Genomic DNA, 22,265 nt, shown 5'->3' with positions numbered 1-22,265 from the left:
CGGACCCCGCCCGTTGCGGTCAGAAGCGGCCGCCGCCGCCCATGCGGCCGCGGGTTCCGCCGCCGCCGAAGGAGCCGGGACCGCGGCCGCCACCCCCGCTCCCGCCTCCGCCGAAGCCGCCCCCGCCGCCGAAGCCACCGCCGAAGCCGCCTCCGCCCCGTAGGAGCTCGCCGAGGATGATCCCGCCGAGTACGGCGCCGCCCCGGCCGCCGCCGGAGGGCCGGCCGCCGTACGGGTCCTGGTAGCCCCGTACGTCCTGCTCCGCCAGCTGCTGCGCCTGCCGCGCCAGGGAGTCCGCCTGCTGGGCCTCCGCCAGCGCGCCCGACGGGTCGGCGGAGGTCAGGGTCCCCGCCCGCTCCAGGTGCCGGCCCGCCTCCGCCAGCCGGGTGCGGGCCTGGCTGCCGACCGCGCCCCGGCTGGTGGTGATGTAGTCCGTCGCGGCGCCGATCGCGCTGCGGGCCGACAGCAGGGCCTGGTCCAGCAGGGCCACCGCGCGCTGTCGGCCCGACTCCCGCTCGCGCGCCCCGGCCAGCGCCTCGTCCAGGGCCGCGTCGGCCTCCTCGACCCGGCGCAGGGCGTCGATCGGGTCGTACCGTCCGGCCGCCTGCTCCTGCCGTACGTCGGCCAGTACCGCCTCCGTCCGGCCGATCCGGCCCCGCAGATCCGCCGTCGAGGTGCCCTCGGCGGTGCCGGTGAGCAGCCCGCGGGCGTCCGCGAGGTCCGTATCGGCCTCGTTCAGGGCGCCCGGCAGCTTCCCTGCCGCCTCCGCCAGTTCCTTGGCCCGCCGCTCCACCGCGTCGACCAGGGTCGCCGCCTGGCCCACCGCGCCCTCGGCGGCCCGTACGTGCACGGCCGCCCGGCCGTTGTCGCCGGCGTCGACCGCGGCGTGCGCCTCGCCCAGGCTGGTCGTCGCGAACAGCAGCCGGTCCTCGGCCTGTTCCGGGTTGGAGGCGACCGGCGCCGACGCGGAGTCCGCGTACCGGCCGGCCAGCGCCGCCAGGGTGGCCACGGCCGTGGTGGTGCGCCCGGCCAGCGCCCGGAAGTGCAGCTCCACCGTGGCCAGGGCCTGCGGGGCGTTCTTCTCCAGGTCCCGCAGCCGGTCGAAGTCGGCGGACTCGGCGTCGAGGCGCCGGTTGGCCTCCGTGCACCGGGCGACGATCTCGTCGAGCATCCGGCGCCGGGTCGCGTCGTCCTCCGGGTAGGCGTCGTCCAGCTGCTGGCGCAGCCGGAAGGCGTGGGTCAGCTCGCCCTTGGCGTACTCCAGGGCCGCGGTGAAGGGGGCCGCCGCCTCGTCGCCGAACTGGGCCGAGGCGAAGCCGAGTTCCTCCGTGCTGGTGCGGACCGCGTCGTCGGTCTCCACCAGCAGTGCCTTGGCCCCGGAGTCCAGCTCCGGCAGCGGGAGCCGCGCCGCCCCGCCGCCGCCCCAGCCCCGGCCGGTGCTCGTACCGTGCCCGGCGCCGTCGCCGCGGCGCTTGCGGCGGGTGTACGCGTACGCCCCGAGGGCGCCGGCCGCACCCACCGCGATCACCGGGAGCACGAAGTCCCCGGCCCCGGTGTGCCCGCTCTCCCCGCCGCCGGGGTCCGCCGGACCCGGGGTGATGGTGGGCGCGGGGACGGGCAGCCCGCCGAGCACGGCGTTGTAGCCGTCGGCCGCGCCGATCGCCGCGCCCGCCCAGTCGTTCTGCCGCAGGGCGGGCTCGATGGCGGTCCGGGCGACCGTCGCGAGCTGCTCCTCGGTGAAACCGGACGCGGTGTCGGCCGAATAGGCGTACTGCCGGTCTCCGGTCGCCACGGCCAGCAGGACGTCGTTCTGGCCGAGGCCGTTCTTCTCCGCGGTGGCATCGGCCCAGCTCTGCGCGGCCCGGCCGGAGAAGTCGCGGACGTACGCCACGAAGAGCTGGACCCGCCGGTCGGCGTAGAGCGTGTCGAGGGCGGCGGTCACGGAGTCCCGCCGGTCGCCCAGGGCCCCGACGCGATCGGTGATCTGGCCCTGCCGGGACAGGGTCACGGGGTCGTCGGCGCGCACCGGCGGCGCCCCCGCCACCCCCCAGCCGCCGAACGCGAGCAGCGCGGCGGCCAGGGCGAGCCCCGCCCGGAGCGGTATGCCGGCGGAGGTGCGTCTCTGCGTCCTGCTTCTCGGCGCAATCACAATTGGGAGGGTATGGGGGGTTTACTGCCTCCGCATGCGGAGTCGGGGGCCGGTGGCCCGTCCCGGGGCCGGGCGGCTACGGGGTTCCCGAGCGCCTCCCGATCTTGTTGCCCAGCCACACCAGCGGGTCGTACTTGCGGTCCACCGCCCGCTCCTTCAGCGGGATCAGGGCATTGTCGGTGATCTTGATGCCCTCGGGGCAGACCTCCGTGCAGCACTTGGTGATGTTGCAGAGGCCGAGCCCGTGCTCCTCCTGCGCCGCCCGCCCGCGGTCCAGGCCCGCCTCCGCCGCCGCGTCCAGGGGGTGCATGTCCAGCTCCGCCACCCGCATCAGGAAGCGGGGCCCGGCGAAGGCCGGCTTGTTCTCCTCGTGGTCCCGCACCACGTGACAGGTGTCCTGGCACAGGAAGCACTCGATGCACTTGCGGAACTCCTGCGAGCGCTCCACGTCCACCTGCCGCATCCGGTACGCGCCCGGAGCCACCCCCTCCGGCGGCACGAAGGCCGGGACCTCGCGCGCCTTCGCGTAGTTGAAGGACACGTCCGTGACCAGGTCCCGGACCACCGGGAACGCCCGCAGCGGGGTGACGGTGATCGTCTCCCCGCTCCCGAAGACGGACATCCGCGTCATGCACAGCAGCCGCGGCCGGCCGTTGACCTCCGCGCTGCACGAACCGCACTTGCCCGCCTTGCAGTTCCAGCGCACCGCGAGGTCCTGGGCCTGCGTCGCCTGCAACCGGTGGACGATGTCCAGCACGACCTCGCCGTCGTTCACCTCGACGGTGAAGTCCCGCAGCTCCCCGCCCTCCGCGTCGCCCCGCCAGATCCGGAAGCGTGCGTCGTAGGTAGTCACTCGTAGAGCTCCTCTTCGGCGAGGTACTTGACCAGCTCTTCCTTCTCGAACAGGGCGAGCAGGTCGGGACGGATGGGGTCCGTGCGCGTGCGCACGAGGGCGATCCGGTCGGCCGCCGGGTCGGCCGGGGCCGGGTCCACCGGCCGGCACAGCAGGTTCACCGGCCGCCAGGCGCGGTCCATCCCCGGGCAGTCCTCGCGGGTGTGACCGCCGCGGCTCTCGGTGCGCTCCAGGGCCGCGCGGGCCACGCACTCGCTGACCAGGAGCATGTTCCGCAGGTCCAGCGCCAGGTGCCAGCCCGGGTTGAACTGCCGGTGCCCCTCGACACCGGCCCGGGAGGCCCGTACGCGCAGGGCCGCCAGCCGCTCCAGGGCCTCGGCCATCTCGCCCGCCCGCCGGATGATCCCGACCAGGTCGTTCATGGCGCTCTGGAGCTCCTGGTGGAGCGTGTACGGGTTCTCCGCGCCCTCGGCGGCGTGGAACGGGGCCAGCGCCTCCGCGGCCGCCTCGTCGATCCGGGCCGGGGAGACGGCCGGGCGCCCGGCCGGGGAGGAGGCGTGCTCCCGCGCGTACCCGGCGGCGTGCAGACCGGCCCGGCGGCCAAAGACGAGCAGGTCGGACAGGGAGTTCCCGCCGAGCCGGTTGGAGCCGTGCATGCCGCCCGCGACCTCGCCCGCGGCGAACAGCCCCGGGACGCCGACCGTGGCGGCGGTGTCCGAGTCGACCGCGATGCCGCCCATCACGTAGTGGCAGGTCGGGCCGACCTCCATCGGCTCGGCCGTGATGTCCACGTCCGCCAGCTCCTTGAACTGGTGGTACATCGAGGGGAGGCGCCGGCGGATCCGCTCCGCCGGCATCCGGGTGGACACGTCCAGGAAGACCCCGCCGTGCGGGGAGCCGCGGCCGGCCTTCACCTCGGAGTTGATGGCCCGGGCCACCTCGTCGCGGGGGAGCAGCTCGGGCGGCCGCCGGTTGTGGTCCGGATCGTCGTACCAGCGGTCGCCCTCCGCCTCCGACTCGGCGTACTTCTCCTTGAAGACGTCCGGGACGTAGTCGAACATGAACCGCTTGCCGTCGCTGTTGCGCAGCACCCCGCCGTCGCCGCGCACCGATTCGGTGACCAGGATGCCCTTCACCGACGGCGGCCAGACCATGCCCGTCGGGTGGAACTGCACGAACTCCATGTTCAGCAGCGGCGCCCCGGCCAGCAGCGCCAGCGCGTGCCCGTCGCCCGTGTACTCCCAGGAGTTGGACGTGGTCTTGAAGGACTTGCCGATCCCGCCGGTGGCCAGGACGACCGCGGGGGCCTCCAGGACGAAGAAGCGGCCCGACTCGCGCTCGTAGCAGAAGGTCCCCGCGACCCGCCCGCCGCCCGTGGGACCGTCGTCCTTCAGGACCCGGGTGACCGTGCACTCCTGGAAGACCTTGAGACGGGCCTCGTAGTCCCCGAACTCCTCGAAGTCCGCCTGCTGGAGCTGGACGATCTTCTGCTGGAGGGTCCGGATCAGCTCCAGGCCCGTCCGGTCGCCGACGTGGGCGAGGCGCGGGTACTCGTGGCCGCCGAAGTTGCGCTGGGATATCCGGCCGTCCGGGGTGCGGTCGAAGAGGGCGCCCCAGGTCTCCAGCTCCCAGACCCGGTCCGGGGCCTCCTTCGCGTGCAGCTCCGCCATCCGCCACTGGTTCAGGAACTTGCCGCCGCGCATCGTGTCGCGGAAGTGCACCTGCCAGTTGTCGCCCTCGTTGACGTTGCCCATGGAGGCGGCGATGCCGCCCTCCGCCATCACCGTGTGGGCCTTGCCGAAGAGGGACTTGCAGATCACGGCCGTACGGGCGCCGCGTTCGCGGGCCTCGATCGCGGCGCGCAGCCCGGCGCCGCCCGCGCCGACCACGACCACGTCCCACTGCTGCCGTTCCACTTGGGTCATCTCAGAAGATCCTCGGGTCGGTGAAGGCGCCGCTGGCCACCAGGTAGACGTAGAAGTCGCAGAGCGCGACGCTGATCAGGGAGGCCCACGCCAGCTGCATGTGGCGGGCGTTGAGCCGGCTGACCCAACCCCACAGCCGGTAGCGCACGGGGTGCTTCGAGAAGTGCCTGAGCTTGCCGCCCATGATGTGCCGGCAGGAGTGGCACGACAGCGTGTACGCCCAGATCAGGACGATGTTGACGAGGAACAACAGCGTTCCGAGGCCCATGTGGCCCCAGGCGTAGTGCTCGTCGCGGAAGGTCAGCACGGTGTCGTACGTGAGGATGCCCGCGACCGGGACCGCCGCGTAGAAGAAGTAGCGGTGCGCGTTCTGGAAGACCAGCGGGAAGCGGGTCTCCCCGGTGTACGCCGCGTGCGGCTCGGCGACGGCGCACGCGGGCGGCGAGGCCCAGAAGCCCCGGTAGTAGGCCTTGCGGTAGTAGTAGCAGGTCAGCCGGAAGCCGAGCGGGAAGATCAGGATGAGCAGGGCGGGGGACAGGCCCCACCAACTGCCGAAGAGGTCCCAGTTGGGGCCGCCGCGCATCTCCTGGCAGTTCTCCGCGAGACACGGGGAGTAGAACGGCGAGACGTACGGGGCCGCGTAGTAGTCGGCGTTGGCGAAGGCCCGCCAGGTCGAGTAGACGATGAAGGCGAACAGTCCGGCCGCGGTGCCGGCCGGGGCCAGCCACCATCGGTCGGTCCGCAGGTGCCGGGCGGTGATGGCGGCCCGCGAGGCGCCGTGGACGCCGGAGGGCCGCTGTCGGGGTGGTTCCGTGCCTGTGGCCAAAGGGGACTCCGGGTGGAGTGATGAGGGGTGGCCCAGGAGACCCGGCCGCCGGGGCGGCCGGGTCCGATGGGGTGCGGGCCGGACGGGGTACGGGTCCGCGCGGCGGGGCCGGGAGGGCCCGCGCGAGGGGCAGGGCTCGCGTCAGGGGGCGCGGCGGTCGCGGGCGCCGAGGCCCTCGTCGTCGGCGTCCGTCCACAGGCTGCTGTCGTACGGGGTGTCCGGGACCGTCACCATCAGGGACGGGTCGGTCACGGCGGGCGGGCCCGCGGGTCTGCCCCGCCCCGCCTGCTGCTCCAGCCGCTCGACCTTGCGCGTCAGCTCGTCGAGGGTGCGCCGCACGGCCTTCAGCTCGTCGTGCGGCGAGTCGTGCGGTACGTCGTGCGGTACGTCGTGCGGCGAGTCGTGCAGGGACATGATTCTTGCCCTCACTTCCGCGGGGTGCGGTGGCAACGCTCATGTGCGCCTGAGAGTGTTGCGCCTCCTGTCCCCGGTGTGAAGGGACGTGCAGCGGATTACGGGTGCGCGGGCTTGATCCGTGCGCCCCGCGCACCCGGTTCCGTCCCCCTTCCGGGGGAACGCCCGCCCGTTCCGCGGGCCGGATTGGTCCGCACGGGTGGGGTTCGCGGCGTGGCGCGAGGCGGCTGCGGGAGGCGTGGGGAGCCGTCGATTTCAGTGGGTTCCGGCAACCGGTGTGATCAGCTCCATATACCGCCAAACGTGATCATGCTCCCCCCCCCGCCCCGCCCCCGGAGGTACGACCCATGTCCCAGAGAAGGCGCAGGTCCTTGGCGCTCCTGACCTCGGGAGTCCTCGCACTGCCGCTGCTCGCGGGCTGCGGCGCGGGCGACGAGGAGGGCGGTCCGGCCGCCGCAGGGCAGGACATCGCCGCGACCGACCGCGACCGGGTCGCCGACGGGGGCGTGCTGCGCTGGGCGGTCGACGCCCTCCCCGAGACGCTGAACGCCTTCCAGGCCGACGCGGACGCCACCACCGGCCGGATCGCCGGGGCCGTGCTGCCCCAGCTGTTCGTCCTGGACGGCAAGGGCCGTCCGGTGGCCAACCCCGACTACCTGGAGAGGGCCGAGGTCGTCGAACGCGAGCCCAAGCAGGTGGTCCTGTACAAGCTGAACCAGCAGGCGGTGTGGAGTGACGGCCGGGAGATCGGCGCCGCCGACTTCCTGGCGCAGTGGCGGGCCCTCAACGGCAAGGACTCCGCGTACTGGACGGCCCGCAACGCGGGCTACGAGCGGATCGAGAAGATCGAGCGCGGCAAGACCGACCTGGAGGTCAAGGTCACCTTCGCCAAACCGTACACGGACTGGCGCTCCCTGTTCAGCCCGCTCTACCCCAAGCAGGTCACCGGTACCCCGGACGCCTTCAACGAGGGTGCCCGCGGGGCCCTCAAGGTCACCGCGGGACCCTTCAACCTCGGCGCGGTCGACAAGAAGACCGGTTCCGTCGCGCTGACCCGCAACCCCCGCTGGTGGGGCAAGTCGGCCAAGCTGGACTCCCTGGTCCTGACGGCCGTGCCGCGGGCCGACCGCCCGGCCGCACTGGCCGCCGGGAGGATCGACCTGGCGGAGATCGACCGCGCGGGCGCCGACCGGATCGCACTGGCCCGCCGGGACGCCGGCCGCGGCGGTGCCACGGGCGCGGCCGCCGGTTCGGGCGGGGCCCCGGCCCACGGTCCGGGCGCGTCCCTGACGGCCGCCCAGGCCACCCTGTCGTGGGCCATCGCCTTCGGCGCGGACGAGGGCAAGGCGACGGCGGAGCAGGAGTCCCGGCAGAAGAACGCCGAGGCGGTCGAGAAGTACGCGGACGAGCAGGCGGCCCTGCGCAGCTTCACCGTCCGCAAGTCCCTGGAGCCGGCCTACACGCAGCTCGCCATGAACGGGGCGTCCGGCCCGCTGGCCGACGAGCGGGTGCGCCGCGCGATCGCCCGCGCCCTGGACCGCCAGGCGCTGGCGGAGATCGTACTGAAGCCGCTCGGCCTGCCCGCGAAGCCCGTCGGCAGCCACGTGGCCCTCGCCGGGCAGCGGGCGTACGCCGACAACAGCGGCGCCCTCGGCGGCCAGGACACCCAGGCGGCCCAGGCCCTGCTGGCGGACGCGGGCTGGCGCCGCGGCGGCAGGCTGACCGAGCCGGAGGGCGTCAAGGCGGGGGCCGAGAACGCGGGCGAGGACGACGCGAAGACCCCGTCGGGCCCGGGCACCGGGAACGACGGCCTCTACATCGTGGGCCAGGACGACGGGCGCAACGGCGACCTGCGGTCGGCGGCCGCGAACCTGGAAGCGCTGGCCCGCGACCGCGGCGTCCGTCCCGAGGGCCCCGGGGGACACGGCGGCGACGGCCTCGTCGCCGAGGACCCGCGGCACGCCCCCGACGGCGAGATCGTCGACGCCGACGCCTTCGCCCCGGGCGCGGACGCCGAGCAGGACGGCCCCTCCCCGGTGCTGGCCCCCGCGCCGTTCGCCGCCGAGCAGCGGGCCTCGCTGCTGACCCAGGCCGCGGCGGTGGACGACGGCAAGCGCAGCCCGGCCCTCGACGCCGAGGCGGCCGCGGTCGCCGAGGTGGACGCGGCCGAGGGGGTTCCGGCCTCCCCGCCCCCGGCCAAGCAGGCGGCCCGCACCTCCGGATCGGTGCTCGCCAAGGACGGCAAGGCGCTGGCCCTGCGGTTCGTCCTCCCGTCGGGACCCGGCTCCGAGCCGCTGCGCGCGGTCGGCGAGCGGATCAGCCGGATGCTGCTGAAGCTCGGCGTGAGCACCGAGATCACCAAGGTGGCCGACGAGAGCTTCTTCAAGGACCACATCGCCTCGGGCCAGTACGACCTGGCGCTCTACTCCTGGCCCGCGACCGCCTACCCGGCCACCGACGCCCGGCCGATCTTCGCGAAGCCGGAGCCGGCCGCGGACGGCTCGCTGCTCGTCGAACAGAACTACACCCGGGTCGGCACCGACCACATCGACCAGCTCTTCGACCAGGCGGTCGGCGAGCTGGACGAGGAGCAGTCGCGGGAGCTGGTGCGCAAGGCGGACGCCCGGATCTGGGCCGCCGCCGGCTCCATCCCGCTCTACCAGCGCCCGGAGCTGGTGGCGGCCAAGCCGAGCCTGGTCAACGCCGGCGCCTTCGGCCTCGGCGCCCCGCGCTTCCAGGACATCGGCTGGAAGAAGGCGGCGGCCGCCAAGGACAAGCGGAAGTAGGCGGAAGGAGGCGCCTCCCCGCGGTCGGTCCCGGAGGAGGACCGCGGGGAGGCGCGGAGAGGGAGCGGGGAAGAAGGAGCGGGGAAGAAGGCGAGAAGAAGTGGTGACAAACCGGTTCCAGACAGGTTGACCGGCGGGTCACAAGCTCAGAAGTGACTCAAGTTCCTTGCCCGCCGGATCCCCGGCGGGCAAGGTCGTGGATACCCGTTGACCCGCATGAACACCGGCAGGACGGGCGGTCGGGACACCCCACCCAACACCCGGCCGCCCTCATTCGTCCGGCCTCTTGACAGACCCCCCGGCAGGCGCTTCCCGCTGCGCGACGTACGATGGGGTAAGGCCGTGGCAGGTTTCCGCCCGGTCGAGGCGCGCGTGCCAGGCCGTACGCGACGCCATCCACGATCCCGGGAGAAGCGCCGAAGTGCCCACGCGCCACGACATCCGTAACGTCGCCATCGTCGCCCACGTCGACCATGGCAAGACGACCATCGTCGATGCCATGCTCAAGCAGGCCGGTGCCTTCGCCGCCCACCAGCACCTCGACGACCGCATGATGGACTCGAACGACCTGGAGCGTGAGAAGGGCATCACGATCCTCGCCAAGAACACGGCGGTGAAGTACCACCCCAAGGACGGCGGGGCCCCGATCACGATCAACATCATCGACACGCCCGGCCACGCCGACTTCGGTGGTGAGGTCGAGCGCGGTCTGTCGATGGTGGACGCCGTCGTCCTGCTGGTGGACGCCTCCGAGGGTCCGCTGCCCCAGACCCGCTTCGTCCTGCGCAAGGCGCTGCAGGCGAAGATGCCGGTCATCCTGTGCATCAACAAGACCGACCGCCCCGACTCCCGGATCGACGAGGTCGTCAACGAGACGTACGACCTCTTCCTGGACCTGGACGCGGACGAGGAGCAGATCGAGTTCCCGATCGTCTACGCCTGCGGCCGTGACGGCGTCGCCTCGCTGACCAAGCCGGAGGACGGCACCGTCCCCGCGGACAGCGACAGCCTGGAGCCCTTCTTCTCCACCATCCTGGAGCACGTCCCGGCCCCGGTGTACGACGAGGAGGCCCCCCTCCAGGCCCACGTCACCAACCTGGACGCCGACAACTTCCTCGGCCGCATCGCGCTCGTCCGCGTAGAGCAGGGCGAGCTGCGCAAGGGCCAGACGGTCGCGTGGATCAAGCGTGACGGCACGATGTCGAACGTCCGCATCACCGAGCTGATGATGACCGAGGCGCTCACCCGCAAGCCGGCCGAGGTGGCGGGCCCGGGTGACATCTGCGCGGTCGCCGGTTTCCCCGACATCATGATCGGCGAGACCCTGGCCGACCCGGAGAACCCGATCGCGCTGCCGCTGATCTCGGTGGACGAGCCGGCGATCTCCATGACCATCGGTACGAACACCTCCCCGATGGTCGGCCGCGGCGGCAGCGGCAAGGGCGCGGACGCCAAGTCCGCGGTCAAGGACCGCAAGGTCACCGCCCGCCAGGTCAAGGACCGCCTCGACCGCGAGCTCGTCGGCAACGTCTCGCTCCGCGTGCTCGACACCGAGCGCCCGGACGCCTGGGAGGTCCAGGGCCGCGGTGAGCTCGCGCTCGCCATCCTGGTCGAGCAGATGCGCCGCGAGGGCTTCGAGCTGACCATCGGCAAGCCGCAGGTCGTCACGCAGGAGATCGACGGCAAGGTCCACGAGCCGGTCGAGCGCATGACGATCGACGTCCCCGAGGAGCACATGGGCGCGGTCACGCAGCTCATGGGCGTCCGCAAGGGCCGCATGGACAACATGTCGAACCACGGCTCCGGCTGGGTGCGCATGGAGTTCGTCGTCCCGTCCCGCGGCCTCATCGGCTTCCGTACGGAGTTCCTGACGGGCACGCGCGGCACCGGCATCGCCCACTCCATCCACGAGGGCCACGAGCCGTGGTTCGGCCCCCTGGTGACCCGTAACAACGGTTCCCTGGTCGCCGACCGCTCCGGTTCGGTCACGCCGTTCGCGATGATCAACCTGCAGGAGCGCGGCGTCCTGTTCACCGACCCCGGCACCGAGGTGTACGAGGGCATGATCGTCGGCGAGAACTCGCGCTCCGACGACATGGACGTGAACATCACCAAGGAGAAGAAGCTCACCAACATGCGTGCGGCTTCCGCGGACAACACCGAGAACGTGGTGCCCCCGCGCAAGCTCTCCCTGGAGCAGTCCCTGGAGTTCTGCCGCGACGACGAGTGCGTCGAGGTGACCCCGGAGGCCGTCCGCATCCGCAAGGTCGTCCTGGACCAGAAGGACCGCTCTCGCACCGCTTCGCGCGCCAAGTCCGCCAAGTAGTACCGGAGTAGCCCGGCCGTACCCCATGCGCCGCTTGGACGGCGCACCGGGTGGCCGAAATACCCGTGGGCATCAGCAGCCCCTCCCGTCACGGAGTCCGTGACGGGAGGGGCTGTTCGCTTTTGTCAACCGGATTTTTCGGTTCAGGCGTCCGCATACCGACCGTGACACTCCGGAAGGTGAGCTAACCGTCCGTTTCGCACGTGTCTGTCTCCTATCTGTTTGTCCGGATTTCGGGTTTTGGTCATGCGGTGATGTTGTGAAAACGAGACCACTTAAGTGTGGTTTACGGTCTGGGCGTCCCTGAGGATGGCTCCATTGAGCTCGGGTCAATGGGTCAAGCGCTGTGGGGAGCGCCGACTCACGAGCACGCACGATGGGGCCGGATTTCGCTGTCAGGGGTGTCAGCGCCGCCGGGCCCTTCACTTATCGACTGTGACTCCTGAGGAGGCAATTACCCATGCGCGGAGCAACGAGCGCCAAGTGGGTCGCGGGTGCCGTCATCGTGGCGATGGCTGCCACGGCTTGTGGTACCGGCAAGGACGACGCCGGCAGTGCCGGCGGCAGCATCACCGTCGTGCTCGGCGAGCCGCAGCACGGTCTTGTGGGCCAGAACACCGCGGAGTCCGAGGGCGCCGAGGTTCTCAACGCCCTCTTCACCGGTCTGGTCGAGTACGACAACAAGACCAACGAGCCGAAGCTCGCGGTCGCCGAGTCCATCGAGACCACGGACTCGCAGACCTGGACGATCAAGATCAAGGACGGCTACACCTTCCACAACGGCGAGAAGGTCGACGCGCAGTCGTTCGTCCGCGCCTGGAACTGGGGTGCCAACCAGGACAACGCCGCCGAGGGCCTGCCGTTCTTCGCGAAGATCGACGGCTCCGACGAGCTGGCGCCGGGCAAGGACAAGAAGCCCACCGCCACCGAGCTCAAGGGCCTGAAGGTCGTCGACGAGAAGACCTTCACCGTCAAGCTGAAGGCTCCGTTCTCCCAGTTCAAGACCATGCTGGGCTACAACGCCTTCTACCCGCTGCCGAAGGCCTTCGAGGCCGACCCGAAGAAGTTCGGCGAGGCCCCCATCGGCAACGGCGCCTTCCAGATGGACGGCGCCTGGGAGCACAACAAGCAGATCAAGGTCAAGCGGTACGACAAGTACCCGGCCGAGGGTCGCGCCAAGCTCGAGGGCGTCACCTTCAAGATCTACGACAACCTGGACACCGCGTACAACGACCTGCGCGCCGACACGCTCCAGATCGTCGACAAGCTGCCCGTCTCGGCGATGGCCAGCGTCTCGCAGGAGTTCGGCGACCGCTACATCTACAAGCCCGAGTCCGGCGTCGGCTACATCGGTCTCCCGCTGAAGACGAACCCCGAGGCGTTCGGCAAGGTCGAGATCCGCAAGGCCATCTCGATGGCCATCGACCGGGACGCCATCACGAAGACCATCTTCAACGGCACCCGCAAGCCGGCGGACGACTTCATCAGCCCGATCATCCCGGGCTACCGCAAGGGCGCGCTGGGCGAGGTCGGCACCTACAACCCGACCAAGGCCAAGGAGCTCTACACCCAGGCCGGCGGCGTCCCGGGCAACAAGATCGAGCTCGGCTACAACGCCGACGGCGGCCACAAGGAGTGGATCGAGGCCGTCGCCAACCAGCTGAAGGCGAACCTCGGCGTCGAGGTCACCGCCAAGCCGTTCACCAAGTTCGGCGACATGCTGACCGAGCTGGGCGACCAGAAGTACAAGGGCGCCTTCCGCATGGCGTGGTCCATGGACTACCCGGCGGCCGAGAACTACCTCCGTCCGATCTTCTCGAAGGTCGCGATCGACAACGGCTCCAACTACGGCGCCTACGTCAACGAGGAGTTCGAGACCCTGCTTGACCAGGCCGACAAGACCGCCGACCCGGCGGAGGCCCTCAAGCTGTACCAGCAGGCCGATGACGTCATCATCAAGGACCTGCCGTACATCCCGGTCTTCACCTACATGTCTTCTTCGGCCTACTCCAAGTCCGTGAAGAACGTTGAGATCGACGCCCAGGGCCGCATGGACCTGGCCAAGGTCGAGCGCAACTAACACCCCTCTTCACACCAAGGGGACACCGGGGCAGGCAGGCGGAAGCAGGTTTCCGCCTGTCTGCCCCTTCCCCCTGCTCTTCTGTTGGAGGTCTGATGGGCCGCTACCTCATCCGCCGACTCATACAGGCGATCCCTGTCCTGATCGGTGCCACGTTCCTCATCTACTGGCTGGCTTTCAAGCTCCCCGGCGACCCGATCCAGGCGCTGGCCGGCGAGAAGAAGGCCGACCCCCTCGTCGCGGCGATGCTGCGCGAGAAGTACCACCTCGACCAGTCCTTCCTGGCGCAGTACTGGCACTACATCACCAACCTCGCCCAGGGGGACTTCGGCGAGACGCTCACCGGCCGTTCGGTGTGGGACAAGATCACCGAAGCCTTCCCCTACACGGTCAACCTGGCCCTCATCGCCTTCGCGATCGAGGCCGTCGTCGGCGTCCTCGCCGGCATCATGGCGGCCCTGCGCCGCGGCAGGTTCCTCGACCAGCTGGTGCTGCTCTCCACCCTCCTGGTCATCTCGGTGCCCGTCTTCGTCACCGGCTTCGTGCTCCAGCTCAGCCTCGGCGTGAAGCTCAAGACCGACTTCGGCTTCGACTTCTTCCCGGTCTCCTTCAACGAGGCCGACGGCATCCGCGCCTACCTCCTCCCGGCGCTGGTGCTCGCCTCGACCTCCCTGGCGTACGTGGCACGACTGACCCGTACCAGCCTGATGGAGACCATGCGCGCCGACTACGTGCGCACCGCGACCGCCAAGGGCCTGCCCCGCAGCCGCGTCGTGGGCCGCCACGCCCTGCGCAACGCGCTGATCCCGATCGTCACCTTCCTCGGTGCGGACCTCGGCTCCCTCATGGGCGGCGCCGTCATCACCGAGAAGATCTTCAACATCCACGGAATCGGCGGCCTGCTGGCCGAATCGGTCTACCGGAAGGAGGGCACGGTGATCGTCGGCGTCGTCTCGCTGCTGATCCTCGTGTACCTCGTCGCCAACCTGGCCGTGGACATGCTCTACGCCGTGCTCGACCCGAGGATCCGCTATGCGTGACACAACAACGGTGGGGGACGAGTTGACGACCGACACCCAGACCGCCGCGGCCCCCTCGGCGAGCAAGCACGCCAAGCCCGGGAAGAAGGAACGCGAGGCCAGCCTCTGGTCCGACGCGATGGGCGACCTCCGGCGCAACCCGGTGTTCATCATCGGCGCCGTCCTCGTGCTGTTCCTGCTCGTCCTGGCCGCCGTGCCGCAGCTGTTCACCAGCGGCAGCCCGTTCGACGCCACCGCGTGCAAGCTCCAGGACTCCCTCAAGACCCCCAGCTCCAACCACTGGTTCGGCTATGACATCCAGGGCTGCGACGTCTACACGCGCACCGTGTGGGCGGCCCGCAACTCCGTGATCGTCGGTATCACCACCACCAGCCTGGTGCTGATCGTCGGCAGCGCGCTCGGCCTGGTCGCCGGCTGGGTCGGCGGGGTCGTGGACAGCGTGCTGTCCCGCTTCACCGAGATCTTCTTCGCCATCCCGGTGCTCCTCGGCGGCATGCTGATCATGTCCGGCCTGCAGGGCAACGCCTGGACCGTCTCGGTCGTCCTCGCGACGCTGGGCTGGCCGCAGATCTTCCGCATCATGCGTTCCTCGGTGCTCCAGAACAAGAACAACGACTACGTGATGGCCGCCCGCGCCCTCGGCGCCGGCACCTGGCGCATCACGGTCCGGCACATCCTGCCGAACGCCGTCGCCCCCGTCATCGTGGTCGGCGCGATCAGCCTGGGTGTGTACATCTCCGCGGAGGCGGCCCTGTCGTACCTCGGTATCGGCGTCCAGCCGCCGGGGATCTCGTGGGGCCTGATGGTCAGCGACGCTTCCGTCCGCTGGCTCCAGGCGCCCCACGTACTGCTGTTCCCGGCCGCAGCGCTGAGCGTCACCGTGCTCGCGTTCATCATGGTCGGCGACGCGGTCCGCGACGCCCTCGACCCGAAGCTGCGCTGAGGAAGGGCGTACGTTGACCATCATCGACAAGACCTCGAACGTCCCCGCGCCCCGTTCGGCGCCGGAGGGGACCCCCCTGCTCGAAGTGCGCGACCTGCACGTCGAGTTCCACACGCGCGACGGTGTCGCCAAGGCCGTGAACGGCGTCTCGTACTCCGTGAACGCGGGCGAGACCCTCGCCGTCCTCGGCGAGTCCGGCTCGGGCAAGTCCGTGACGGCGCAGGCCATCATGGGCATCCTCGACATGCCGCCGGGCAGGATTCCGCACGGCGAGATCCTGTTCCAGGGCACCGACCTGCTGAAGCTGCCCGCCGAGGAGTTCCGCAAGGTCCGCGGCCAGAAGATCGCCATGATCTTCCAGGACGCGCTCTCCTCGCTGAACCCGGTGCACACCGTCGGCGCCCAGCTCGGCGAGATGTTCCGCGTCCACCGCGGCATGTCCAAGAAGGACGCCACCGCCAAGGCCGTCGAGCTCATGGACCGCGTGAAGATCCCCGCCGCCAAGGCGCGCGTGGGGGACTACCCGCACCAGTTCTCCGGCGGCATGCGCCAGCGCATCATGATCGCCATGGCGATGGCCCTGGAGCCCGACCTGATCATCGCCGACGAGCCCACCACGGCTCTCGACGTGACGGTCCAGGCCCAGGTCATGGACCTGCTCGCGGAGCTCCAGCGCGAGATGAACATGGGCCTGATCCTGATCACCCACGACCTCGGCGTCGTCGCCGACGTCGCGGACAAGATCGCCGTCATGTACGGCGGCCGGATCGTCGAGAACGCCCCGGTCCACGAGATCTACAAGCGCCCCGCGCACCCGTACACCCGCGGCCTGCTGGACTCGATCCCGCGCCTGGACCAGAAGGGCCAGGAGCTCTACGCGATCAAGGGCCTGCCGCCCAACCTGCTCAACATCCCGTCGGGCTGCGCCTTCAACCCGCGCTGCCCCAAGGCGCAGGACATCTGCCGCACCGACGTGCCGGTCCTGCACCCGGTGACCGAGCGGGACGGCGCCGACCTGCCCGGCCGCACCAGCGCGTGCCACTTCTGGAAGGAGCAGATCCATGGCTGAGCTCACCAAGAACGTCACCGAGCGCGAGCCGATCCTCCAGGTCCGCAACCTGGTCAAGCACTTCCCGCTGACCCAGGGCATCCTGTTCAAGAAGCAGGTCGGTGCGGTCAAGGCGGTCGACGGGATCTCCTTCGACCTGTACCGCGGTGAGACCCTCGGGATCGTCGGCGAGTCCGGTTGTGGCAAGTCCACCGTCGCCAAGCTGCTGATGAGCCTGGAGACCGCCACCTCCGGCGAGGTCTTCTACAAGGGCCAGGACATCACCAAGCTGTCCGGGCGCGCCATGAAGGCGGTCCGCCGCAACATCCAGATGGTGTTCCAGGACCCGTACACCTCGCTGAACCCGCGCATGACGGTCGGCGACATCATCGGGGAGCCCTTCGAGATCCACCCCGAGGTGGCCCCGAAGGGCGGACGGCGCCGCAAGGTCCAGGACCTCCTGGACGTCGTGGGCCTGAACCCGGAGTACATCAACCGGTACCCGCACCAGTTCTCCGGCGGCCAGCGCCAGCGCATCGGCATCGCCCGCGGCCTCGCGCTCAACCCGGAGATCATCATCTGCGACGAGCCGGTCTCCGCGCTCGACGTCTCGGTGCAGGCCCAGGTCATCAACCTGATGGAGAAGCTCCAGGACGAGTTCAACCTGTCCTACCTCTTCATCGCGCACGACCTGTCGATCGTCCGGCACATCTCGGACCGCGTCGGCGTCATGTACCTCGGCAAGATGGCCGAGATCGGTACCGACGGCGAGATCTACGAGCACCCGACCCACCCGTACACCCAGGCGCTGCTGTCGGCCGTGCCGGTGCCGGACCCGGCTGCCCGTGAGGGCCGCGAGCGCATCATCCTCACCGGTGACGTGCCGTCCCCGGCCAACCCGCCGTCGGGCTGCCGCTTCCGCACCCGCTGCTGGAAGGCCCAGGACAAGTGCTCCACGGAGGAGCCCCTGCTGGCGATCCCGGAGCGGTTCAGGGGTCTGGACGTCCTGGCCGCGCACGAATCGGCGTGCCACTTCGCGGAGGAGAAGGCCATCCTGGCCGTCTGACCCCCGCCGAGGGCGTACGCCCCCCCAGAGCGCCCGGCACCGGATCACTCCGGCACCGGGCGCTCCGGCGTTCCCCGTACGGGAAAGGCGGTTGCACCGGGCTGCCGTCCGGGCCGAGAGTGGGCCGATGACCGCCATGCTGACCGTCCGGCCCGCCGGGCCCGGGGACGCGTCCGACATCTGCGCCCTGCTCAACGCCGTCGACATGATCGAGATCGGCCGCCCGGAGACCGACCTGGGCACCGTCGAGGCCGACCTCAACCATCCCGGCGTCGACCTCGCCACCGACTCCTGGCTCGCCTTCGAGGGCGGCCGGCTCCTGGCCTACGCCCTCGTCTGGGCCGACGCAGGCCCCGGCCGCGTCGACGGCGACCACTACGTCCTGCCCGGCCACCCGGAGGCCGCCGCGCTCCTGTTGGACCGTATGGAGGGCCGGGCCCGCGAGATGGCCGCCGGAACCGGCCCCGGCGCCCTGCGGATGCAGCTCAACGTCGAACCGACCCTGGACCTCTCGCTCCTGACCGGCCGCGGCTACCACACCATCCGCCGCTACCAGGTCATGACCAAGTCCCTGTCCCCGGCCGCCGACCCGGCCCCCGCCCCGCCGGCCGGGCTGTCCCTGCGCCACTGCGGCGCCGACGAGGCCGACCGCCGCCGCGCCCACGCCCTGGTCGAGGAGACCTTCGCGGCGCACTTCGGGCACGTGGACCGCGCGTACGAGCCCTGGCTGGACCACCTCGACGCCCGGCAGCTCGACTGGTCGCTGGTGTGGATCGCGAGCCTGCCCGGCGCGGGCGACGCGGCCGTGCTCCTCACCCGCGACGACCGCACCAGCATGGGCTGGCTCAGCCACATCGGCGTACGGAAGGAGCTGCGCGGCCGCGGCATCGGCGGGTTCCTGCTGCGCCACGGCTTCGCCGCCTACGCGGCGCGGGGCCGCGACACCGTCGGCCTCGGCGTGGACACCCACAACGAAACCGGCGCGCTGGCGCTCTACGAGGCGCACGGGATGGGGCTGCACTACGCGGTGGACACCTGGGAGCTGTCATTGCACCCACAGGGGTGACAGGCGGGTGACGCGGGGGTGCAATCGGTCCAACCAGGAGTGTGTGGGACCCCGGATCGGGTGACATTGGCCCCTACGTGAGTCTTGGGATCCCAGAGGAGGCACTCCATGCGCGGAGTCACCCACGCCAAGTGGACCGCATGTGCCGTGGCCGTCGCCCTCGCGGCGACGGCCTGCGGCGGCGGGGGCGACAGCGGGGGCGACGGAGACGGCGCCGGGATCGTCAGCTCCTCGTGGGGCGATCCGCAGAATCCGCTGGAGCCGGCCAACACCAACGAGGTGCAGGGCGGCAAGGTCCTCGACATGCTCTTCCGGGGCCTGAAACGGTACGACCCGAAGACCGGCGAGGCCAAGGACATGGTCGCCGAGAAGATCGAGACGACGGACAGCCAGAACTTCACCGTCACGCTGAAGGACGGCTGGAAGTTCAGCAACGGCGAGCCCGTCACCGCGCAGTCCTTCGTGGACGCCTGGAACTACGGCGCGGACGTCCGCAACAAGCAGAACAACGCGCCGTTCTTCTCGGACATCGTCGGCTACGACGACCTGCACCCGAAGTCCGGCGACCCCAAGACCAAGACGATGTCCGGCCTGGTGGTCAAGGACCCCAAGACCTTCACGGTGGCCCTCAAGGAGAAGTTCTCCACCTGGCCCGAGACCCTCGGCTACCAGGCCTTCTCCCCGCTCCCGAAGGCCTTCTTCACCGACCACGCCGGCTGGCTGAACAAGCCCGTCGGCAACGGCCCGTACACGGTGGACTCGTACACCAAGGGCACCGGCATGAAGCTTCGCGCGTGGGACGGCTACCCCGGCGCGGACAAGGCGCAGAACGGCGGCGTGGACCTCAAGGTCTACACCGACAACAACACCGCCTACACGGACCTGATCTCCGGAAACCTCGACCTCGTCGACGACGTCCCGGCCCAGCAGCTCAAGAGCGTCCAGAACGACCTCGGCGACCGCTACATCAACCAGCCGGCCCTCATCATCCAGACCCTCACCTTCCCGCTGTACGACCCCCAGTGGGGCAAGGCGGGCGTGGAGAAGGTCCGCCAGGGCATCTCGCGGGCGATCAACCGCGAAGAGATCACCAAGCAGATCTTCCGGGACACCCGCACCCCCGCCAAGGACTGGACCTCGCCGGCCCTCGGCGAGCAGGGCGGCTTCTCCGCGACCGCCTGCGGCGACGCCTGCGTCTACGACCCCGCCGAAGCCAAGAAGCTCATCCAGGAGGGCGGCGGCCTGCCCGGCGGCAAGGTCACGCTGACCTCCAACGTGGACACCGGCTCGCACCGCGAGTGGATGGACGCCGTCTGCAACAGCATCAACAACGCCCTCGGCGAGGGCCCGGTCTGCACGGTCAACCCCATCGGCACCTTCGCCGACTTCCGCAACCAGCAGAGCAGCTTCAAGCTGACCGGCCCCTTCCGCTCCGGCTGGCAGGCCGACTACCCGCTGATCCAGAACTTCCTGGAGCCGCTGTACTACACGGACGCCTCCTCGAACTACGGCAAGTTCAGCAACGCGGACTTCGACAAGCTCGTCGACCAGGCCAACCAGGAGAGCGACACGGCGAAGGCCACGGCCACGTTCCGCGACGCCGAGAAGATCCTCGCCGAGCAGATGCCGTCCATCCCGCTCTGGTACCAGAACGGCAGCGCCGGCTACTCCGAGCGGCTCTCGGACGTGACCCTGAACCAGTTCAGCGTCCCGGTCTACGACCAGATCAAGGTCAGCTGACCCCTCGACGGATCGATCCTGGAGCAGTCCATGGGACGTTACGTGATCCGGCGGCTGCTCCAGATGATCCCGGTGTTCATCGGCAGCACGTTCCTGATCTTCTTCATGGTGTACGCGCTCGGTGACCCCGTCGCGGCCCTCTTCGGAGACAAGGCCCCCGACCCCGCCACCGCCGCGCGCATCCGCAAGGACCTCTACCTCGACCAGCCCCTGTGGAAGCAGTACCTCCACTACATGGGCCAGATCTTCCAGGGCGACTTCGGCACGGCCTTCAACGGGCAGAGCGTCACCTCCCTGATGGCGACCGCCTTCCCCGTCACCCTGCGCCTGACGATCGTCGCCATCGTCATCGAGGTCGTCGTCGGCATCACCCTCGGCGTCGTCAGCGGCCTGCGCCGCGGCAGGTCCGTCGACACCAGCGTGCTGGTGCTGACCCTCGTCGTCATCTCCGTGCCGACCTTCGTCACCGGCTACCTGCTCCAGTACCTCTTCGGCGTCAAATGGGGCTGGGTCCGGCCCACCGTCTCCCCGGACGCCCCCTTCAGCGAGCTGATCCTGCCGGGTATCGTGCTCGCCCTCGTCTCCCTCGCCTACGTCACCCGGCTCTCGCGCACCTCGATCGCCGAGAACGTCAAGGCCGACTACGTCCGCACCGCCGTGGCCAAGGGCCTGCCGCGCCGCAGGGTCGTCACCCGGCACCTGCTGCGCAACTCCCTCATCCCCGTGGTCACCTTCATCGGCACCGACATCGGCGCCCTCATGGGCGGCGCCATCGTCACCGAGCGGATCTTCAACATCCACGGCGTCGGCTACCAGCTCTACCAGGGCATCCTGCGCAACAACGCCCCCACGGTCGTCGGCTTCGTGACCATCCTCGTCATCGTCTTCCTGGTGGCGAACCTGCTCGTCGACCTGCTCTACGCGGTCCTGGACCCGAGGATCCGCTATGCCTGAGCCCGAGCGTCCCGAGCGTCCCGAGCGTCCAGAGCGCGCGGAAGGACCCGGCGGCTACGACCCCGTCGGCCCCCGCCGGCACGAGGCGATCTCACCCACCGGCCAAGGAGGTGCCATGGATCTGGCCCTAGAGGAGGCCGAGAGCCTGGAGAAGGGCCCCGGACCGGGACCCGCAGGCGGCACCGGACCCCAGGAGAAGGCCCGCTCCCTGTGGTCCGACGCCTGGCACCAGCTGCGCCGCAACCCGGTCTTCGTCGTCTCCTCCCTGCTGATCCTCTTCCTGATCGTCATCTCGATCTGGCCCCGGCTCATCGCCGGCGGCGACCCGCTCCAGTGCGACCTGTCCAAGTCCCAGCAGGGCGCGTCCCCCGGACACCCCTTCGGCTACGACACCCAGGGCTGCGACGTCTACACCCGCACCGTCTACGGAGCCCGCGCCTCCATCACCGTCGGCATCTGCGCCACCCTCGGCGCCGCCCTGCTCGGCTCCGCGCTCGGCGGACTCGCCGGCTTCTTCGGCGGCTGGTCGGACTCGCTGCTCTCCCGGGTCGCCGACATCTTCTTCGGCATCCCGGTCGTCCTCGGCGGACTCGTCTTCCTGTCCGTGGTCACCAGCGACACCGTCTGGCCCGTGGTCGGCTTCATCGTGCTGCTGGGCTGGCCGCAGATCGCCCGCATCGCCCGCGGATCGGTGATCACCGCGAAACAGAACGACTACGTCCAGGCCGCCCGGGCGCTGGGCGCCGGCAACGGCCGGATGCTGCTGCGGCACGTGGCACCGAACGCCGTCGCGCCCGTCATCGTCGTCGCCACCATCGCCCTGGGCACGTACATCGCCCTGGAGGCCACCCTGTCCTTCCTCGGCGTCGGCCTGCGCCCGCCCACCGTCTCCTGGGGCATCGACATCTCCAACGCGGCCCCGCAGATCCGCAACGCCCCGCACATGCTGCTCTACCCCGCGGGCGCGCTCAGCCTGACCGTGCTCGCCTTCATCATGCTCGGCGACGCGGTGCGCGACGCCCTCGACCCCAAGCTGCGCTGAGGAGCCC

General features: G+C 70.5%; 16 protein-coding genes. 11 read left to right on the top strand and 5 right to left on the bottom strand.

From position 1 onward, the window contains the following. Positions 1–19: 19 nt before the first annotated feature. From ACFWTC_RS19695 to ACFWTC_RS19675, 5 genes are all read right to left on the bottom strand, one after another. On the bottom strand, positions 20–2,149 hold the full coding sequence (locus ACFWTC_RS19695; protein ID WP_383917833.1) for a TPM domain-containing protein: 2,130 nt from the start codon (positions 2,147–2,149) through the stop codon (positions 20–22). Between the two features lie 76 nt (positions 2,150–2,225). Beyond that, positions 2,226–3,002, bottom strand: a complete 777-nt coding sequence (locus ACFWTC_RS19690) for a succinate dehydrogenase/fumarate reductase iron-sulfur subunit (RefSeq protein ID WP_383917836.1) — start codon at positions 3,000–3,002, stop codon at positions 2,226–2,228. Beyond that, positions 2,999–4,927, bottom strand: coding sequence for a fumarate reductase/succinate dehydrogenase flavoprotein subunit (locus tag ACFWTC_RS19685; RefSeq protein ID WP_383917838.1), 1,929 nt, complete (start codon positions 4,925–4,927; stop codon positions 2,999–3,001). Before ACFWTC_RS19685 ends, ACFWTC_RS19690 begins: the two co-directional genes overlap by 4 nt. Position 4,928: 1 nt before the next feature. Continuing rightward, positions 4,929–5,753, bottom strand: coding sequence for a hypothetical protein (locus ACFWTC_RS19680; protein WP_383917841.1), 825 nt, complete (start codon positions 5,751–5,753; stop codon positions 4,929–4,931). Between the two features lie 141 nt (positions 5,754–5,894). Continuing rightward, complete coding sequence (locus ACFWTC_RS19675) at positions 5,895–6,167, bottom strand: hypothetical protein (RefSeq protein ID WP_384028226.1); 273 nt, start codon at positions 6,165–6,167, stop codon at positions 5,895–5,897. A 347-nt stretch (positions 6,168–6,514) separates the two neighbouring features. Here ACFWTC_RS19675 and ACFWTC_RS19670 point away from each other — a divergent pair, with 347 nt between their 5' ends. From ACFWTC_RS19670 to ACFWTC_RS19620, 11 genes are all read left to right on the top strand, one after another. Next, positions 6,515–8,953 carry an ABC transporter family substrate-binding protein gene (locus ACFWTC_RS19670; RefSeq protein ID WP_383917847.1) on the top strand — a complete coding sequence of 813 codons (2,439 nt, stop codon included), beginning with the start codon at positions 6,515–6,517 and terminating at the stop codon, positions 8,951–8,953. 421 nt (positions 8,954–9,374) lie between these two features. Then, a complete protein-coding gene (typA, locus tag ACFWTC_RS19665) occupies positions 9,375–11,279 on the top strand; it encodes a translational GTPase TypA (protein WP_383917850.1) in 1,905 nt (634 codons plus the stop codon). Between the two features lie 460 nt (positions 11,280–11,739). Continuing rightward, on the top strand, positions 11,740–13,359 hold the full coding sequence (locus tag ACFWTC_RS19660; RefSeq protein ID WP_383917852.1) for an ABC transporter substrate-binding protein: 1,620 nt from the start codon (positions 11,740–11,742) through the stop codon (positions 13,357–13,359). A gap of 95 nt (positions 13,360–13,454) precedes the next feature. Next, on the top strand, positions 13,455–14,399 hold the full coding sequence (locus ACFWTC_RS19655) for an ABC transporter permease (RefSeq protein WP_383917855.1): 945 nt from the start codon (positions 13,455–13,457) through the stop codon (positions 14,397–14,399). Next, complete coding sequence (locus tag ACFWTC_RS19650) at positions 14,392–15,342, top strand: ABC transporter permease (RefSeq protein ID WP_383917858.1); 951 nt, start codon at positions 14,392–14,394, stop codon at positions 15,340–15,342. The genes ACFWTC_RS19655 and ACFWTC_RS19650 overlap by 8 nt, the downstream gene beginning before the upstream one ends. Before the next feature lie 13 nt (positions 15,343–15,355). Next, positions 15,356–16,411: an ABC transporter ATP-binding protein gene (locus tag ACFWTC_RS19645; protein WP_383917861.1), complete on the top strand. Its 1,056-nt coding sequence runs from the start codon at positions 15,356–15,358 to the stop codon at positions 16,409–16,411. Continuing rightward, positions 16,404–17,456 (top strand): ABC transporter ATP-binding protein, encoded by a 1,053-nt coding sequence (locus ACFWTC_RS19640; protein ID WP_383917864.1) that lies wholly within the window; start codon positions 16,404–16,406, stop codon positions 17,454–17,456. The genes ACFWTC_RS19645 and ACFWTC_RS19640 overlap by 8 nt, the downstream gene beginning before the upstream one ends. A gap of 127 nt (positions 17,457–17,583) precedes the next feature. Then, the gene (locus tag ACFWTC_RS19635; RefSeq protein ID WP_384028224.1) at positions 17,584–18,522 is read left to right on the top strand and encodes a GNAT family N-acetyltransferase; all 939 of its coding nucleotides are present in this window, start codon (positions 17,584–17,586) and stop codon (positions 18,520–18,522) included. Positions 18,523–18,630: 108 nt separating this feature from the next. Next, positions 18,631–20,262: an ABC transporter substrate-binding protein gene (locus ACFWTC_RS19630; RefSeq protein WP_383917870.1), complete on the top strand. Its 1,632-nt coding sequence runs from the start codon at positions 18,631–18,633 to the stop codon at positions 20,260–20,262. A gap of 30 nt (positions 20,263–20,292) precedes the next feature. Continuing rightward, positions 20,293–21,216 carry an ABC transporter permease gene (locus tag ACFWTC_RS19625; protein WP_383917873.1) on the top strand — a complete coding sequence of 308 codons (924 nt, stop codon included), beginning with the start codon at positions 20,293–20,295 and terminating at the stop codon, positions 21,214–21,216. Then, positions 21,209–22,258: an ABC transporter permease gene (locus ACFWTC_RS19620; protein WP_383917876.1), complete on the top strand. Its 1,050-nt coding sequence runs from the start codon at positions 21,209–21,211 to the stop codon at positions 22,256–22,258. Before ACFWTC_RS19625 ends, ACFWTC_RS19620 begins: the two co-directional genes overlap by 8 nt. The last annotated feature ends 7 nt before the right edge of the window (positions 22,259–22,265 follow it).

This window comes from Streptomyces sp. NPDC058619 (assembly GCF_042717785.1).
Lineage (GTDB): Bacteria > Actinomycetota > Actinomycetes > Streptomycetales > Streptomycetaceae > Streptomyces.
Note: the sequence above shows the minus strand (reverse complement) of the source record. Positions and strands in the feature narration are given on the sequence as shown.

What these genes read in the sequence shown, in the direction of transcription:
- ACFWTC_RS19685 (WP_383917838.1), bottom strand. Translation starts at nt 4,927, where the DNA reads ATGACCCAAGTGGAACGGCAGCAGTGGGACGTGGTCGTGGTCGGCGCG.
- ACFWTC_RS19675 (WP_384028226.1), bottom strand. Translation starts at nt 6,167, where the DNA reads ATGTCCCTGCACGACTCGCCGCACGACGTACCGCACGACGTACCGCAC.
- ACFWTC_RS19670 (WP_383917847.1), top strand. Translation starts at nt 6,515, where the DNA reads ATGTCCCAGAGAAGGCGCAGGTCCTTGGCGCTCCTGACCTCGGGAGTC.
- ACFWTC_RS19660 (WP_383917852.1), top strand. Translation starts at nt 11,740, where the DNA reads ATGCGCGGAGCAACGAGCGCCAAGTGGGTCGCGGGTGCCGTCATCGTG.
- ACFWTC_RS19655 (WP_383917855.1), top strand. Translation starts at nt 13,455, where the DNA reads ATGGGCCGCTACCTCATCCGCCGACTCATACAGGCGATCCCTGTCCTG.
- ACFWTC_RS19650 (WP_383917858.1), top strand. Translation starts at nt 14,392, where the DNA reads ATGCGTGACACAACAACGGTGGGGGACGAGTTGACGACCGACACCCAG.
- ACFWTC_RS19640 (WP_383917864.1), top strand. Translation starts at nt 16,404, where the DNA reads ATGGCTGAGCTCACCAAGAACGTCACCGAGCGCGAGCCGATCCTCCAG.
- ACFWTC_RS19635 (WP_384028224.1), top strand. Translation starts at nt 17,584, where the DNA reads ATGACCGCCATGCTGACCGTCCGGCCCGCCGGGCCCGGGGACGCGTCC.
- ACFWTC_RS19630 (WP_383917870.1), top strand. Translation starts at nt 18,631, where the DNA reads ATGCGCGGAGTCACCCACGCCAAGTGGACCGCATGTGCCGTGGCCGTC.
- ACFWTC_RS19625 (WP_383917873.1), top strand. Translation starts at nt 20,293, where the DNA reads ATGGGACGTTACGTGATCCGGCGGCTGCTCCAGATGATCCCGGTGTTC.
- ACFWTC_RS19620 (WP_383917876.1), top strand. Translation starts at nt 21,209, where the DNA reads ATGCCTGAGCCCGAGCGTCCCGAGCGTCCCGAGCGTCCAGAGCGCGCG.